The sequence below is a fragment of the Chitinophaga sp. GbtcB8 genome, assembly GCF_019091455.1.
GTDB lineage: Bacteria > Bacteroidota > Bacteroidia > Chitinophagales > Chitinophagaceae > Chitinophaga.
The window spans coordinates 240,083-255,812 of sequence record NZ_JAGXJN010000002.1; the positions used below are offsets into that span (position 1 = coordinate 240,083).

At 48.5% G+C, this 15,730-nt stretch carries 13 protein-coding genes; 10 read left to right on the top strand and 3 right to left on the bottom strand.

What is annotated here, in order from left to right; all coding sequences use genetic code 11:
• Positions 1-82 precede the first annotated feature (82 nt).
• From KVT36_RS04035 to KVT36_RS33125, 9 genes are all read left to right on the top strand, one after another.
• Positions 83-3,190: a SusC/RagA family TonB-linked outer membrane protein gene (locus KVT36_RS04035; RefSeq protein ID WP_217602218.1), complete on the top strand. Its 3,108-nt coding sequence runs from the start codon at positions 83-85 to the stop codon at positions 3,188-3,190.
• A gap of 19 nt (positions 3,191-3,209) precedes the next feature.
• Positions 3,210-4,766, top strand: coding sequence for a SusD/RagB family nutrient-binding outer membrane lipoprotein (locus KVT36_RS04040; protein WP_217602219.1), 1,557 nt, complete (start codon positions 3,210-3,212; stop codon positions 4,764-4,766).
• An 8-nt stretch (positions 4,767-4,774) separates the two neighbouring features.
• Positions 4,775-6,754 carry a S9 family peptidase gene (locus tag KVT36_RS04045; protein ID WP_217602220.1) on the top strand — a complete coding sequence of 660 codons (1,980 nt, stop codon included), beginning with the start codon at positions 4,775-4,777 and terminating at the stop codon, positions 6,752-6,754.
• A 14-nt stretch (positions 6,755-6,768) separates the two neighbouring features.
• The gene (locus KVT36_RS04050; protein ID WP_217602221.1) at positions 6,769-8,175 is read left to right on the top strand and encodes a Gfo/Idh/MocA family protein; all 1,407 of its coding nucleotides are present in this window, start codon (positions 6,769-6,771) and stop codon (positions 8,173-8,175) included.
• A gap of 33 nt (positions 8,176-8,208) precedes the next feature.
• Positions 8,209-8,958, top strand: a complete 750-nt coding sequence (locus KVT36_RS04055) for a glucosamine-6-phosphate deaminase (RefSeq protein WP_217602222.1) — start codon at positions 8,209-8,211, stop codon at positions 8,956-8,958.
• Between the two features lie 5 nt (positions 8,959-8,963).
• Positions 8,964-10,283 carry a sugar MFS transporter gene (locus KVT36_RS04060; RefSeq protein WP_217602223.1) on the top strand — a complete coding sequence of 440 codons (1,320 nt, stop codon included), beginning with the start codon at positions 8,964-8,966 and terminating at the stop codon, positions 10,281-10,283.
• A gap of 1 nt (position 10,284) precedes the next feature.
• Positions 10,285-11,466, top strand: a complete 1,182-nt coding sequence (gene nagA / locus KVT36_RS04065; RefSeq protein WP_217602224.1) for an N-acetylglucosamine-6-phosphate deacetylase — start codon at positions 10,285-10,287, stop codon at positions 11,464-11,466.
• 78 nt (positions 11,467-11,544) lie between these two features.
• Positions 11,545-11,673, top strand: coding sequence for a hypothetical protein (locus tag KVT36_RS32945; RefSeq protein ID WP_256449938.1), 129 nt, complete (start codon positions 11,545-11,547; stop codon positions 11,671-11,673).
• Positions 11,666-11,839, top strand: coding sequence for a DUF1016 N-terminal domain-containing protein (locus tag KVT36_RS33125; RefSeq protein WP_368669999.1), 174 nt, complete (start codon positions 11,666-11,668; stop codon positions 11,837-11,839). Before KVT36_RS32945 ends, KVT36_RS33125 begins: the two co-directional genes overlap by 8 nt.
• Before the next feature lie 14 nt (positions 11,840-11,853).
• On the opposite strand, the gene KVT36_RS04075 is transcribed toward KVT36_RS33125, so the two are convergent.
• The 3 genes from KVT36_RS04075 to KVT36_RS04085 all read right to left on the bottom strand — a co-directional run bounded on the left by KVT36_RS04075 (position 11,854) and on the right by KVT36_RS04085 (position 14,222).
• A complete protein-coding gene (locus KVT36_RS04075) occupies positions 11,854-12,171 on the bottom strand; it encodes a hypothetical protein (RefSeq protein ID WP_217602225.1) in 318 nt (105 codons plus the stop codon).
• A 204-nt stretch (positions 12,172-12,375) separates the two neighbouring features.
• Complete coding sequence (locus KVT36_RS04080; protein ID WP_254639831.1) at positions 12,376-12,948, bottom strand: hypothetical protein; 573 nt, start codon at positions 12,946-12,948, stop codon at positions 12,376-12,378.
• 473 nt (positions 12,949-13,421) lie between these two features.
• On the bottom strand, positions 13,422-14,222 hold the full coding sequence (locus KVT36_RS04085; RefSeq protein WP_217602226.1) for a glycosyltransferase family 2 protein: 801 nt from the start codon (positions 14,220-14,222) through the stop codon (positions 13,422-13,424).
• A 262-nt stretch (positions 14,223-14,484) separates the two neighbouring features.
• Here KVT36_RS04085 and KVT36_RS04090 point away from each other — a divergent pair, with 262 nt between their 5' ends.
• Positions 14,485-15,729, top strand: coding sequence for a DUF4010 domain-containing protein (locus tag KVT36_RS04090; protein WP_217602227.1), 1,245 nt, complete (start codon positions 14,485-14,487; stop codon positions 15,727-15,729).
• Position 15,730 lies beyond the last annotated feature (1 nt).

A 15,730-nucleotide genomic window follows, 5' to 3' on the forward strand; every position in this document is an offset into this window, starting at 1 on the left:
TACCGGCACTACCGGTGAAGGCTATAGGTTTTATATTACTTTTAAACGGACAATACAATTATCAACCAAAATACTATATACCATGAGATGTAAAATGCATCATTTACTTGCATTGGGCATAGGTTTGCTGTTTGCGATACTTCCGGGGAAAAGTGCCCTGGCACAGGCATTGCAAAAAGTAACCGGTGTAGTAACAGATCAAAAGAAAACGCCGCTTACAGGCGTAACCGTGTTGGTAAAAGGAACCAATAAAGGAACCACCACTAATGAAAACGGAGCTTATGTTATTGAAGCAGATACAAAAGATACCCTCGTATTCACCTTCATTGGTTTTACAGCCAGGATGCTGCCGGTGAGCGGAAGCGGAAATAAAAATATAGTATTAGCAGGCAGCGAAGGCCAGCTGGATGCTGTAGTGGTTACGGCCCTGGGCATTAAACGCCAAACCAGGTCATTAGGTTATGCTACCCAGCAGCTGGATGCAGCAGCCATCAACGGCGTTAAAAATCCCGGTGCTAATATCGTGGGCGGTTTAAGCGGAAAAATAGCGGGGGCGGTAGTTACGCCTGTAGCATCAGGCCCCGGCGGCGCTGCCAGGATCGTATTACGCGGTAACCGCTCCATTAGCGGCAATAATAACGCGCTGATAGTAGTTGATGGTGTGCCTATTGATAATACCATGACCACAGAACAGGGAGGCAGCGGTTCCGCCAATACAGTAGCTACCCAGCAAAAAAGTATAAGCAGTGGTTACTCCGGCAGTGATGGTGCTGCCAGCGTAAACCCGGAAGATGTAGAATCCATTACAGTGCTGAAAGGCCCTGCAGCCGCCGCTTTATACGGCAACCGTGCAGCTAACGGCGCCCTGATCATCACCACCAAAAGTGGTGCAAAAGGCAGGCTGGCGGTAAACTATAGCGGCGGTGTTACAGCAGATCAGCCTTACTTGCTGATGGACCTGCAGAATAAATATGGCCGTGGTAACGGCGGGGTGTTTGGCGCACAGGCCGGCCAGAGTTATGGCGCAGCTGCCACTACCTATGCCGGCAACCTGCGCGATTTTTACCGCACAGGTATCACTACAGATCATTCTGTAAATGTATCCGGCGGTACGGATAAAATGCGCGGTTATGCTTCTTACACCTATAACAACAACAATGGTATTGTGCCGGAGAACGGGCTAACCCGTAACACGCTGAACCTTCGCCTGAATACGGAGATCATTCCCAAACTAACCACGGATGTAAAGCTCACCTACGTAAACCAGGAGATCCGCAACAAGCCCAGGTTAGGGGATAATGGTGTTACCAACGAAGCGCTGATCATGCCACGGGATATGCCGGGCGATTCCTTAAAACATTTTGAGAACTATAACAGCAGCAACGGGCAGCCGGTACCTTTTTACTGGACCAACTCCTCCATTTTCCAGAATCCTTACTGGGATGTGTACCGCACCAATGTAAGCGAGCAGCGTAACCGTGTAATGCTGGTAGGCTCCGCCAAATATCAGTTCACGGACTGGCTGAGCTTACAGGGCCGGTATAGCCTTGACCGCTATGACGATAAAATAACCGGCAGCTTTTTCGCCGGCACCTTACCCATTACTACTAATGCCGGTGGCCGCTACCAGGAAGCCTTTGTGAACCACTGGGAGCGTAATATGGATGTGCTGTTATCCGGCTCCAATAATGTTAGCTCAGACATTGGTATCAGCTATAACCTGGGCGCCTCTGTGCTGCGCTCAAAGGGTTATAACTCACAATCCTTTGCCAATGGCCTAAGCATTCCAAATCACTTTAACCTGAACTTTGCCACAACGCCTTCTTTTTCCAGCATTGTGGCAGATAAGGAGATCCAATCTGTATATGCCAATGCGCAGCTGAGCTTCCGCAAATGGTTGTATGCTGATGTAAGCGCACGTAACGACTGGTCATCTACCTTGCCATCCCCGCACAGCTATTTTTATCCGTCCGCCGGCCTTTCCCTTATCCTGTCTGATATGGTGCAAATGCCCGCCTGGATCAGCTTTGCAAAGCTGCGCGGCTCCTTTACGCAGGTAGGTAACGATGCTGATCCGTACCTGCTGGTGCAAACCTATACGTACAGCCCCGGCGCGGGGAATGGTTTTGTATCGCGCGATGTAACGCAATACATTAATAACCTGAAACCGGAAAAAACACGTTCCTGGGAAGCAGGCCTGGAATGGAAGTTCCTGGATGGCCGCATAGGGCTGGACGCTACTTTTTATAAAAGCAATACCTTTAACCAGCTTATTTTCCTGGGCCTGCCACAGGCCTCCGGGTATAACCAGCAGTATGTGAATGCCGGTAATATCCAGAACAAGGGTATAGAAGCTATGCTGTCTGCCATACCGCTGCAAACCAAAGACCTTAGCTGGAACACCAGTGTGAACTTTGCGCTGAACCGCAATAAAGTGATCTCTTTGAGCTCGTCTGTTACCCAGGCCAGCCTCTCCACCGCTACCGGTTTAGGCAGCCTGCTTATAAAACCAGGCGGCTCCTACGGCGATATTTATGATTATAGCTGGGCAACAGATGCAAAAACAGGACAGCACCTTATAAATGCGAACGGCTTGCCGGTGATCAGCCCCTTACAGAAGATCGGCAATTTTAACCCGGATTACACCCTTGGCTGGAACAACCAGCTGCAGTATAAGAAATTCATACTATCCTTCCTGCTGGATGGCCGTGTGGGCGGTATACTGGTATCCGGTACGGATGCGATGATGGCTTATTTTGGGATTGCTGATTACACTACGCAGTACCGTGAAGGCGGCTTGATATTACCCGGTGTAATGGCAGATGGCACGCCCAATGCCAAAACCGTGAGTGCAGAACAGCTATGGTCATCTGTATCACAGGGCGGCCGTACAGGTTATGCAGGTTTCTTTGCTTACAGCACCACCAACTTCCGCTTGCGCGAGCTATCGCTTTCATACGACTGGAACTTTGATCAGACACTGGTAAAACGGGTCAGGGTGTCGCTCACCGGCAGAAACCTGTTCTTCCTGTATAAAGGAAAGTCCCTGATGGATATACCGGGCATTGGCAAACGCAGCATACCGGTTGATCCGGAGGTAGCTATTGGCAGCAGTAATTACCAGGGTATTGAAAGCGGTCTGTTGCCTGGTACCCGCAGCTATGGATTAAATGTGGGTGTGTCATTCTAAATTCTCTTAAAGCGATCTTATGAACAAGCAAAATATTTTCTTCCTGTTAATAGCATTCGCGGTATCTTTTACAGCCTGTACAAAGGATTTTAGTGATATTAATACTAACCCGGCCAAGATCACGGAGGCCGGGCCTACGGAGCTGCCATTCATGTTTTCAAGAGCGCAATCTGCGGCTACTATACAGCGCTCTTATTACCAGACCATCTCTATTCTTATGCCGGACCTGTATGCACAATACTATGCGCTTACCACTACCAGCTTTACTACTGACCGGTATGCGCTGAATGATACCTGGCTCTCCCGCCCCGGTATTGTAACGTATGTGCTTACACTGCCGCAGCTGCAAACTATTTTTGAGAATACACGGCCCACTTCCGGTGAGTATGCGCTGGCCAATATCATGTATGTGTACGTGTTTCACCGCCTTACTGACTATTACGGCCCGGTGCCTTACTTCCATGCAGGGGAAAGCAGCACAGCCATTCCCTATGATCCGCAGGATAAGATCTATGAAGACATGTTCAAACGCCTGGATTCTGCGGTTACCAACCTTAAAACACTGAATGGTGCAAATGTTTTCAGCAGCTACGATATTATGTACGGTGGTGATACCAAAAAATGGATCGCCTTTGCCAACACGCTGCGCCTGCGCTTAGCCTTACGCATCTCTAATGTGGCGCCGGATATTGCCAGGCAACAGGCAGAAGCTGCCGTTACTTCCGGGGTGATGACTGTTAGCAGTGAATCCGCTTATATTAATCGCTCCCTGAATGGGGATGATGCCAATGGCCTGGCATTTAATGCCGCGAATACTGAATTTAGTATGAGCTCCACCATGGCCTCATACCTGAAAGGTTATGCAGACCCGCGTTTGCCGGTGTATTTTCAGCCGGCAGTGGCTACCGGTCAGTTCAAAGGCTTGCGCAACGGCTCCTCTGCAACCGCCATTAACCTGCCGGGTAACAGGCCCGCACAAACGTCAAATGTAGGTCCCCGCTGGGTTACCTGGAACCCCGCTGCCGGCGCCTGGGTGGCCAATTCCACGGTTACGCAGCCGGTGCTGCATGCGGCAGAAGCGTATTTCCTGCGGGCAGAAGGTGCGCTGAATGGCTGGAACATGGGCGGTACCGCACAGGAGCTGTATGAAAAAGGAATAACCGTAAGCATGGAAGAATGGGGTATTACAGATGCTACTGCTATTAATAATTATATTCAATCAGCGGCTGTGCCGGTAGCGCCGGGCGATGAGGCTAATTCGCCCGCAGTAGCCGCCACACCGGTTAAATGGGCCGCCGGCACGGCGGTACAGCGTGCGCAGATAGGTACACAGAAATGGTTATGTCTTTTCCCGGATGGGGTAGAGGCCTGGGCCGAGTTCCGCCGCAGTGGTTACCCGGTAATGTACCCGCTGCTGCAATCTGATAATGCGGACCTGCCGGTGGGCACATTTATAAACCGCCTGCCTTATTCATCTGTAGATGCAGCTACCAACGGCGTAGAGCTGAAGAAAGCGCAGGATATGCTGAACGGGCCGGATAATGCTGTTACCCGTTTATGGTGGGATGTGAATTAAAACTTTATATGAACATGCGTGTATTCCTGATAGTGATAGTTTGTTTATTATCAATGTTGGGCGCTTTTGCACAAACAAAGGCGCCTTCTGACCTGGTTGCGGCGGAGCTGAAGGCCCGTGCAGCGTTGCAGAACCGCCTGTTTCCCCTGCCCGGTAACCTGGCAGCGTGGGAAAAACAGCGGGGGACGCTCACGGCTGATATTCAGCAGCATGGTAACATTTACATTAATCACCAGCTGCCGCTGCACATAAAGGAAACCGGCCGGCGCCAGCTAAAAGGTTATTCCGTGCGTTACATCTGGTTCCAGACCAGGCCGGGCGTGTATGCTACGGCTAATCTGTACGTGCCGGATGGTAAAGGGCCTTTTCCGGCAGTGATCAATATGCACGGCCACTGGCCGGATGGTAAGGCCGGGGAAATGGTGCAGTCCTGCGCACACACGCTGGCCCTGCATGGTTATGTATGTTTGAATATAGATGCCTGGGGATCCGGTGAGCGCACTACGGAGCATGGCGTAGCGGAATATCATGGTGCTAACCTGGGCGCAGCTTTGCTGAACATTGGCGAAACATTGCTGGGCAGCCAGGTAGCAGATAATATACGCGGGGTAGACCTGTTATGTTCCTTGCCGTATGTGGATACCACTAAGATAGGCGCTACAGGAGCCAGCGGCGGTGGTAACCAAACCATGTGGCTATCGGCCATGGATACACGTATAAAAGCAGCCATGCCGGTAGTGAGCGTAGGCACCTTTGAATCTTACATCATGAACTCTAACTGCGTATGCGAGCTGCTGCCCGGTGGGTTCACCTTCACGGAAGAAGCAGGCGTGCTGGGCCTGGTAGCGCCCCGCGCATTGAAAATATGCAGCGCCCTGAAAGATGCCAGCGCTACGTTTAAACCGGCAGAAATGCTGCGCAGCTATGAGAATGTACGCAGCATTTACGATCTGTATCATACACCCAATGCGGTGGCTTATCAATTGTTTGATACTACGCACGGTTACTGGCCGGAAATGCGCAGCGCCCTGTTAGGCTGGATGGACCAGCAGCTGAAAGGTAAAGGGAACGGTGCGCCTGTTACGGAAATGCCCTTTACTTTATTACCCGCACAACAGCTGCAGGTATTCCCGGATGGCCGGCGTAACCCACTGGTAATGGGCATTGCAGCTTATTGCAAACAACAGGGAAATAAGCTAAAGCCGGCAGTAACAGATACCGCTGAAAAAAGAAGAACATTAAAGACGGTTTTAGGGTTGATTGACGGCCCCGGGATGAAGGAAGCGCATACCTATGCCCCGCAGCAGCAATGGGAAAGGGTAACACTGGAAACGACAGAAGGCCAGCTGATACCATTATCAATATTGCCTGCTGCCGGGTCACAAAAGTATGTACTGCTTCTTTCATCAAAGGGGAAGGACAGCATACCCGCCGCGCTTTTACAACAGTACCAGGGTGCAAACATTATACTGGCCGACCTGTGGGGCATTGGCGAATGTGCGTCTACCAGCGCAGACAAAACAGACGGGCGTTTACCACATTTTCATACACTGGCCCGCTCTGCCATGTGGTTAGGCAATAGTGTAATGGCCCAATGGGTAGGGCAGCTGCAGGTAATTACTAACTACATTAAAACTGCCCGTAACCCCGTTGCCTTTTCCATTGATGCGGAAAAAGAGCTGGGCCTTGCCGCGCTTTTTTACAATGCCATCAGCAGTGGGGCGGATACAATAACCCTGCGCCAATGCCCGGTAAGTTATGTGTTTGATGAACGGGAAGGCATTGACTTTTTTAATATGGCCATTCACGTACCTGGTATTATCAGCTGGGGAAATGTGGCGCTGGCCGCAGCTTTATCAGGTAAGGAAACTGTATTTATACAACCGGTGACCATGTCGGGGCGGACAGCTGCCGGTAACTATCAGCAAGTCTTTAAAGAACAGCAGCGGCTTTATCATACCTCCGCCAAAACCGTATTTGTACAATAATAAATTATGAATGTATGGGAAATAACCGCAGGGATTTTTTGAAGCTTACCGGTTTACTGGGAACCGGTATTATGGCTGGTAATCCTTTAACCAGTATGGCCGGTAACGTGGTAAGCCAGTACCAGCCGCTAACAGGCGCGCCGCATTTTAATATGTGTGGTTATGCAGCCCCTAAGCTGGATACCGTGCGCATTGGTTTTGTTGGTCTGGGTAACCGGGGCAGCGCTGCCGTGCCGCGCATTAATTATATTGATGGGGTTTCCATTAACGGCCTGTGTGATATCAGAACACCGCAGGCCGAAGCCGCTAAAGAAAAGCTGAAAGGCTCCGGGCATAACCCCGTATTGTATGCCGGTAAAAAAGACGCCTGGAAACAATTATGTGAAAGTCCTGATATAGATGTGGTATACATAGCCACTCCCTGGGAGCTGCATACGCCTATTGCCGTTTATGCCATGAACCATGGTAAACATGTAGCCGTAGAAGTACCGGCTGCCAAAACTGTGGAAGAATGCTGGCAGCTGGTAGAAACATCTGAAAAAAATAAAAAGCACTGCATTTTCCTGGAGAACTGCTGTTACGATTTCTTTGAGCTGCTAACGCTGAACATGGCGCGGCAGGGCTTTTTCGGGGAAATTGTGCACGGGGAAGGTGCGTACATACATGATATTGCCAACAGCTTTTTTAATAAGAATGCACGGTATGATTACTGGCGTTTGCGTGAAAATGCACACCGTAATGGTAACCTGTATCCCACGCATGGCCTGGGCCCGGTATGCCAGGTAATGAACATTAACCGCGGCGACCGTATGGATTACCTGGTATCTGTAAGCAGTAACGATTTTACACTGGCCCCGCTGGCAAAAGAAGCCGCCGCCAAAGACCCGGACTTTCAGCAGTTTGCCAACAGTCAATTCCGCGGTAACATGAATATCTCCACCATCCGTACCATCAATGGCAAAACCATCCTGGTGCAGCATGATGTATCATCACCGCATCCCTACTCACGCATACACGCTATTACAGGCACCAGGGCAGCTGCACAAAAGTATCCGCTGGCCGGCAGAATTGCTACCAGCCATGAAGGATGGCTGGAGGACGATGCCATAAAGAAGCTGGAAGAGCAGTACACACTGCCCATTGTAAAACAGCTCGGTGAAATGGCTAAAAAAGTGGGCGGCCATGGTGGTATGGATTTTTTAATGGATTGGCGCTGGATAGACTGCCTGCGTAACGGGCTGCCCATGGACCATGATGTGTATGATGCCGCAGCATGGAGCGTTATTGGCCCATTGAGTGAAAAATCAGTGGCCGGCCGCTCCAAAAGCCTGGATGTGCCTGACTTTACACGTGGCTCCTGGAAACAGAACAAACCGGTGGAAATGTCTATAACACATGGCAACCTCACCGGCGTTAAATAGATCATTAACCCTTTCATTTGAAATCTTATATTAATGAACATATCAATTGAACAAAATGCAGCTGCGCTGGGCATTGCAGCCGGTAAAAAAGCAGCGGCCCTGTTACGGGGAACTCTATCTGTAAAAGGCAGCGCCAACGTGATCCTGGCCACCGGCGCCAGCCAGTTTGAAACCCTGAAGGAGCTTATTTCCCAACCGGGCATAGACTGGGGTAAGGTAACCATGTTCCACCTGGATGAATATATTGGACTGCCGGAAACCCATGCCGCCAGCTTCCGTAAATATTTAAAGGAGCGTTTCCTGGATAAGGTAGCCCCTTTGAAAGAAGCAGTGCTGGTGGATGGTAACGCAGATCCTGAACAGGAATGCGAACGCCTGGCCAAGCTGATAAAGCAGTATCCCATAGACATTGCGCTGGTAGGCATCGGGGAAAATGGCCACCTGGCATTTAATGATCCCCCGGCAGATTTCACTACCACTAAACCTTACCTGGTAGTAAACCTGGATGAGCCCTGCCGCAGGCAGCAAATGAACGAAGGCTGGTTTGAGCAGCTGGAAGAGGTACCGAAGCAGGCCATCAGCATGTCCATTAAACAGATCATGTTATCCAAACATATCATCTGCTCCGTACCGGATAAACGCAAAGCCGCCGCCGTAAGGGACAGCCTGGAGAAGCCTGTAAGCAACCTGTTCCCGGCCAGCATTCTGCAGCAGCACCCGGATTGTACATTCTTCCTGGATGAAACATCCGCATCATTATTAACCAAAGAAGGCATTAAATAAACAGTATGGGTAATACACACGCAGGCACATTACGGAAAAGGGAAGTAGCCATTTCCCTGGTGATCATTGGCATGTTATTTTTCGTGTTCGGGTTTGTATCCTGGGTGAATGCGATCCTCATCCCTTATTTTCGTATAGCCTGCGAGTTAACCCATTTTGAATCCTACCTGGTAACATTTGCCTTTTATATTGCCTACCTGGTAATGTCGGTACCATCGGCTTACCTCATCCGGCGTTTGGGCTTTAAAAGGGGCATCATGGCTGGTTTCTGGGTAATGGCTTTAGGCGCTTTGCTGTTTATACCCGCAGCGCTTTATCGTGCTTACCCGCTTTTCCTCACCGGTTTGTTCACTATTGGTCTGGGGCTGGCTGTATTGCAAACAGCGGCCAATCCCTATGTAACCATTTTAGGCAAACCGGAAAGGGCGGCCCAGCGCATCAGCATTATGGGCATCTTTAACAAAGGCGCAGGCATTATTGCGCCGCTGGTATTAGGCGCCGTAGTGTTAAAGGCCGATGATAGCGCCCTGTTTGCGCAGCTGTCCGGCATGGCGGATGATGCAAGGGCCGCTTTCCTGGATGCGCTGATAAGGCGTGTAATACCACCTTACGCTATTATTACTATTGTGCTGTTCCTGTTAGGGCTAACTGTGCGTTATTCCGCATTGCCTGAAATTAATACGGAGGCGGAAAATGAGGAGCTGGCCGTAGCAAATGCCGGTAAAAAAAGTATCCTGCAGTTCCCGCATCTGATCCTGGGCGCTGTTGCCATCTTTTTGCATGTAGGTACGCAGGTGATTGCGGTGGATACCATTATTGGTTATGCGGATTCTATGGGTTTGTCTTTACAGCAGGCCAAAGTATTTCCGTCGTTCACGCTGTTTGCTACCATTACCGGTTATGTGATCGGCATCATCGTTATTCCCAGGTGGGTAAGCCAGCTGCATGCATTGCAGTTTTGCACATTACTGGGCAGTGTCTTAACTTGCTGTATCCTGTTGTTGCAGGGCTCTGTACAGCTCTTTGGTTATAGTGCAGATATTTCGCTCTGGTTTGTGGTGCTACTGGGCCTGGCCAATTCGCTGGTATGGGCGGGCATCTGGCCCTGGGCGTTAAAGGACCTGGGCCGCTACACCAAGCTGGGCGCTTCTGTAATGATCATGGGGCTTTGTGGCAATGCTATACTGCCATTGATATATGGCCGTTTGGCAGATCTGTATTCCGTACGGGCAGGGTACATTATTTTACTGCCCTGTTATATGTACCTGGTATTTTACGCGTTTAAAGGTTACCGTATTAAAACATGGAATTTGCTAAAGAAATAATATGCAGCCATCCATAAAGATCATAAACGGACAGTTGATCACACCGCACCGCATTATACCTAACGGCAGCCTGTTAATAGCAGGCGGTAAAATTGTGCAGGTCAGTGAGGAAAAGATCACCTCCCGTGCTGATATTGTTATTGATGCCGGAGGTAAATATGTATCGCCTGGGTTTATTGATATACACATTCATGGCGGTGGCGGCGCTGATTTTATGGACGGCAACGTAGAAGCTTTCCTGACCATTGCCCAAACCCACGCTAAATACGGCACTACCGCTATGGCGCCTACCACGCTTACCGCTGAAAAAGAGGACCTGCTGCATACGCTGGACATTTACAAACAGGCAGCGCCTAAAAATGAGCAGGGTGCGCAGTTCATAGGCATGCACATTGAAGGACCTTACTTTGATATGGAACAGCGGGGTGCGCAGGATCCCCGTTATATAAGACACCCCGACGAAAAAGAATATAAAGAGATCATTACCTGTTCAGAGGGTTGCATTGCGCGCTGGAGTGCAGCACCCGAGCTGCCCGGCGCCTTAGCCTTTGGCCGTTACCTGCTGGCCAACAATATACTGCCTGCCATTGCGCATACCAATGCCGTGTATGATGATGTGGTGAAAGCAGTAGAAAACGGTTATACCCTGGCTACACATTTCTATTCAGGTATGTCGGGCGTAATGCGGAAGAATGCTTTTCGTTATGCCGGCGTAATTGAAAGCGTGTACCTGATAGATGAAATAGATGCAGAGATTATTGCCGATGGCATTCATTTACCAGCGCCGCTGTTAAAGCTGATCTGTAAAGTAAAAGGCACTGACCGTACTGCACTGATCACCGATGCCATGCGGGCGGCCGGTATGCCGCCAGGGGAGAGCATCCTGGGCGCTAAAGATCATGGGTTAAAAGTGATTGTGGAAGATGGAGTGGCCAAATTGCCGGACCGCAGCGCTTTTGCCGGCAGCGTAGCTACCGCAGACCGGTTGGTAAGAACCATGATCACCCTGGGAGAGGTGCCTTTAGCCGAAGCTGTGAAAATGATGACCCGTGTGCCGGCGAGGATCATGCAGCTGGGCCATAGGAAAGGTGCACTGGCAGCAGGCATGGATGCGGATGTGGTGGTGTTTGATGAAGGGATTATAGTGGAAAAGGTTATTGTTGGGGGAAGGGTGATACTATAACTATCAAATTGCTGTTTGTTTATAACACATAATTCCTTTAAAATTGGGGCCTTTATTTTTAAAATAATCCCCCAAATTATGAAGGTAAAGAGATCTCTGATAGCCGAAATAAAGAACATGATCCTCCAAAGCCGGGAACAGGCTATCCGTGCAGTGGACAATACCCGGGTGCTGATGTACTGGGAATATCGGGAAGCGTATCTTTGAAGAAGAACAAGCCGGGAAAGAACGGGCTGATTATGGCTCCTTTTTGATAAGGTCTTTATCTGAAGCCCTGCAGCCTGAGTTTGGAAGTAGTTTCTCATTTCGTCAGCTTAACTGGTACCGGCAATTTTACCGCACATTCCCAATTGTGAACGCACTGCGGACATAATTGGGAAGGGCACACTACAGGCTGCTGTTACCCAAAAAGCGGAAAAGAAGTAGTTCCTGATTATATATGGTATGATGAGAAAGCCGTTCCGATTTTCTATAGGATACATATTGTGCCATCATCTGTCCTATTTCACCGCCGAAGATAACCGGTGCTTTTCTAGGAATAATTTCGCCGGTAAGCAGGAAGTGCTTCAACAGCCTTATTGAAGATATCAGCTTCTTGTCACCGGTACCTATTAAACTCAAATCTTTGGTTCGAAGAAAGTCTTCTTTCAACACCTTCAATATAGAGGTTGTGACAGATTCAAATGTTCGAGAATTGTCTCTCATAAATCACTATTTGGGTTATGGCAATATTACCATAACCCAAATAAAAAATTATACTGGGAAATAGAGACAACTTTATTACAAAAGTGTAAATTTATATTACATGACATTCTATTCCGACATCAAGGCTGATCTCCAGGACAAGCCTCGCCGATAACAAAAGGATCGCCCGAATAAGTCGGGCTTGTACAAAAATTTTTTTAAATGCTAACTGACTTTATCGAATACGGTCTTCCAGGAACGATCGCCGCCCCATGAGGTTGATTTTGCATTGGCCTGAACGGAAATAGACTTGCCATCCTTGCTCAACTTCCAAACCTCTGTTATGTAAATAAATAGTTGTTCCTGAACATCTACATGGTAAGGAGTGGCAACCATCAGGTGTACAATTGAGTTCACAGTCATCGTTTGTCCATCATCTGACAACTTTACGGTAGACTTCTTTCCTCTTTCCCGGCCATGATTAATTTCGCTTGCTTTACCGTCGAAGGTCAGTTTTTCCTGGCTTGTAACCGGCGCTGTGCCAGGAAACGAGCTTGATACCTCTATGGTTAGAAAATTTGCCTGCTCTGCTATTTTCATTGTTTTAGACAGCATACGATCCCCCGAGTTATAGCAGCAAACAATATTTCCGCCCATACTTATCGACTCTTTGGATTTCCATTCGCCAGAAAAGTTAGCCCGATGAGTATCTTTTTTTTGTTGAGTCTGTACGGCAAAATAAATTACTCCTGTTAACAGAATAATCAGGAAGGGCAAAAGGTTTCTTTTATTTTTCATATCCTATTAAAGTTTGATACAGCGAACCTACTTTAATCCTTTCAGCTTGAAGGGTTAGGAGTGTAAATTTAAATGTAAACTTTGTAAATTATTGTAAAAGTACCTTGGAGCTTAGGAATTCGTTGCTTAAGATCATCACTGACGGCAAAAAAGGTTGCTGCTACCTAAGATGGACGATGAACGGATTGCGACGCAACGAAGATGCCCAAGTTGCTATATCATCTAAGACCTTTAATAGTCCATTACGACTAATATTCTAACTTGATCAGGCAACTATCTTTTGAAAGGCCTGTAACGCTCCTTGGGAAGAACCTTGTCGCAACGATAGTGCACCACCCTTTATGCCGCTAAACTAAAGGCTGCAATGGGTAACTGTTTCACGGGACTTGCAAAAGGAGCAAGGCTAACCTCCGAGGTATAATAATCGAGTGAGCTGGATAAACTGGAGGACATATCAGCCAATAAATAAAATCCTACTTCTTACTATTCACATCAAAATGTTGTTCCTCCATCAGCCGCAGAGAAAACAGCATTTCCACCATAGTCCTTTGTAAGGTATAGTACCAGCCTGCCCAGCCGCTGAAAATTAGCCGTTTAATGATCAAGCAATAAAAGAATACAAAAAGGGGGGCAAAGATCTTGGTCCTGCGTATTTTATTGAGCACAGAATTGCGGTCCGGGTTAGTGGGGTCCAATAGCTTATGGCATTCTTTAATGGAGTATCCGTCCTGGTTGCTCAGCCACCTGCTGAAGGGTTTGCGGTCGTCATGTAAAATGCGGGCCTTGTAAGCGCCTATCCTGCCATTGATGCGGAGCCTGTGCGCATGCCCGTCATCAAAATAGCTGCCCAGCGTTCTACGGAACAATACCGTTCTGGGGGTAGTATTATTGCTGATCAGCTGCCGGCCGTAGATCAGGAACTCAAACCGGGTATCATAACCTACTATATCGCTGCCGGCGCCTGATACAAATGCCTTTGTTTCTTCAATGAATTGATCCGTCAGCACATAATCGGCGTCCATACTAAGCACCCATTCAGATTCGATCAGGGAAAGCCCGTAATTACATTGCTGTGCAAAGCTGTCAAAAGCCCGGTACACTATTTCCACGTTCGGGTATGATTGCAGGATCTCTATGGTTTTATCTGTGCTGTAACTATCCAGCACCACTACACGCTCAAGCCAGGTAAGTTTGTCCAATACGCGTTGAATATTCGGTTCTTCGTTCTTCGTTAATATTAAAGCCTGCAACACACTTCTGGAAATGATGGACATTTTTCTTTATTTAATACTTAATGATCGGGCATTTTATCAATGCGCCCGCCTAAAATAGAGGTTAATTTCTAAAAAATGATAACATCTGCTAAGCTTGTTTAAATTTTCTACTTTTTTAAGTAGGTATCCGTAGCTCCATAACCGGTTTCATCTACATACATTCATTATCATTTTATTATCTTTAAGCAAACGTAAATCAGGGAGCATCAGAATAATGGATCAAAAATTTTTGCATTATGCCACAGGACCCATCGCTGTTAAAATGGCCGTTTCTATCGGTATTGGCATGTTGGTGGGAATGGAACGGATGTGGTCTCATAAAGAAACGGGGATACGTACTTTTTCAATAGTAGCCTTACTGGGCACGCTGGCTACCGTAATAGGGCCAGATTTTTCCATTGCCTGCCTGATAGGCGTTTTCCTGCTGGTGCTGATCACCAATGCACGCAGCCTGCTCATTGACCGCACCACGGAGATCACCACCTCCGCTGCTTTGATCGCTAATTATATCCTGGGGGTTTTAGTAGGGCTGGGGCATATTTTTACCCCGGTTGCCGGCGCTATTATAATGACCATGCTGCTGGCCTGGAAAACAGAGCTGAACCGCTTTGCCGGCGGCCTGCAGCCTTCTGAAATAAGAAGCGCCATCTTATTGGGATTAATAGGTTTTGTAATCTACCCGCTTATCCCTGACCGTTATATTGATCCCTGGCAGCTGTTTAATCCCAGTGATGCCTGGCTAAGCATCATTGCCATTTCAGGGATCGGTTTTGTGAACTACTTTTTGCTAAGAATGTTCAGCACAAGGGGGCTTTACCTGGGCGCCATTTTTGGCGGCCTGGTGAACAGCAGCGCCACAGTGGCGGAGTTAGGCGCACGGGCACAGGCAACCGGGCAAAGTAAAAAAATAAAAACCCTTTGCCTGCTTACCACAGAAGCTATGTTTGCCCGCAACCTGCTGCTTATTCTGTTGTTCTCTGAAAGATCGCTGGCCGCAGCGGCATTGCCCATTATTGCTATGTCGGTGGTAGCAGGGCTTTGGATCTGGAAAGATAATATCCGGAAAGAGCTGTCCGGAAAGGAGCAGCCGGTATCGCTACATCTTGAATCCCCCATTGCCATACAAAAGGTGATCAGCTTTGGCTTCCTGTTTATTGTGGTGCAGATAGGGGGCACCTTGCTCACAAAGGTTTTTGGCAGCTACGGTATTTTAGCAACCGGTTTCTTTGGCGGTCTGGTAAGCAGCGCCAGTACTACTGCGGCAGCGGCCACCATGGCTAATCATGGAAAAATAACCGCCGCCGTGGCAGGTAGTGTGGCTGTACTGTCTTCTCTGGCCAGCACCATTGTGAACTTACCCATTATCTGGAGAACCATCGAAGACAAGGCCATTGTTAAACAGCTAACGCTGGAGATCATTACCATACTGGTGGCTGGTATAGCCGTGGTAGCGCTGGACCGGATCTTTGAGGTATCCGAATTTTTGATCACCATGTTATATAAGTAAC

Coding starts and splice junctions, on each gene's coding strand:
- KVT36_RS04035 (WP_217602218.1), top strand. CDS start 83: ATGAGATGTAAAATGCATCATTTACTTGCATTGGGCATAGGTTTGCTG.
- KVT36_RS32945 (WP_256449938.1), top strand. CDS start 11,545: ATGAAGGTAAAGAGATCTCTGATAGCCGAAATAAAGAACATGATCCTC.
- KVT36_RS04050 (WP_217602221.1), top strand. CDS start 6,769: ATGGGAAATAACCGCAGGGATTTTTTGAAGCTTACCGGTTTACTGGGA.
- KVT36_RS04045 (WP_217602220.1), top strand. CDS start 4,775: ATGAACATGCGTGTATTCCTGATAGTGATAGTTTGTTTATTATCAATG.
- KVT36_RS04085 (WP_217602226.1), bottom strand. CDS start 14,222: ATGTCCATCATTTCCAGAAGTGTGTTGCAGGCTTTAATATTAACGAAG.
- KVT36_RS04080 (WP_254639831.1), bottom strand. CDS start 12,948: ATGAAAAATAAAAGAAACCTTTTGCCCTTCCTGATTATTCTGTTAACA.
- KVT36_RS04060 (WP_217602223.1), top strand. CDS start 8,964: ATGGGTAATACACACGCAGGCACATTACGGAAAAGGGAAGTAGCCATT.
- KVT36_RS04040 (WP_217602219.1), top strand. CDS start 3,210: ATGAACAAGCAAAATATTTTCTTCCTGTTAATAGCATTCGCGGTATCT.
- KVT36_RS04075 (WP_217602225.1), bottom strand. CDS start 12,171: ATGAGAGACAATTCTCGAACATTTGAATCTGTCACAACCTCTATATTG.
- nagA (WP_217602224.1), top strand. CDS start 10,285: ATGCAGCCATCCATAAAGATCATAAACGGACAGTTGATCACACCGCAC.
- KVT36_RS04090 (WP_217602227.1), top strand. CDS start 14,485: ATGGCCGTTTCTATCGGTATTGGCATGTTGGTGGGAATGGAACGGATG.
- KVT36_RS04055 (WP_217602222.1), top strand. CDS start 8,209: ATGAACATATCAATTGAACAAAATGCAGCTGCGCTGGGCATTGCAGCC.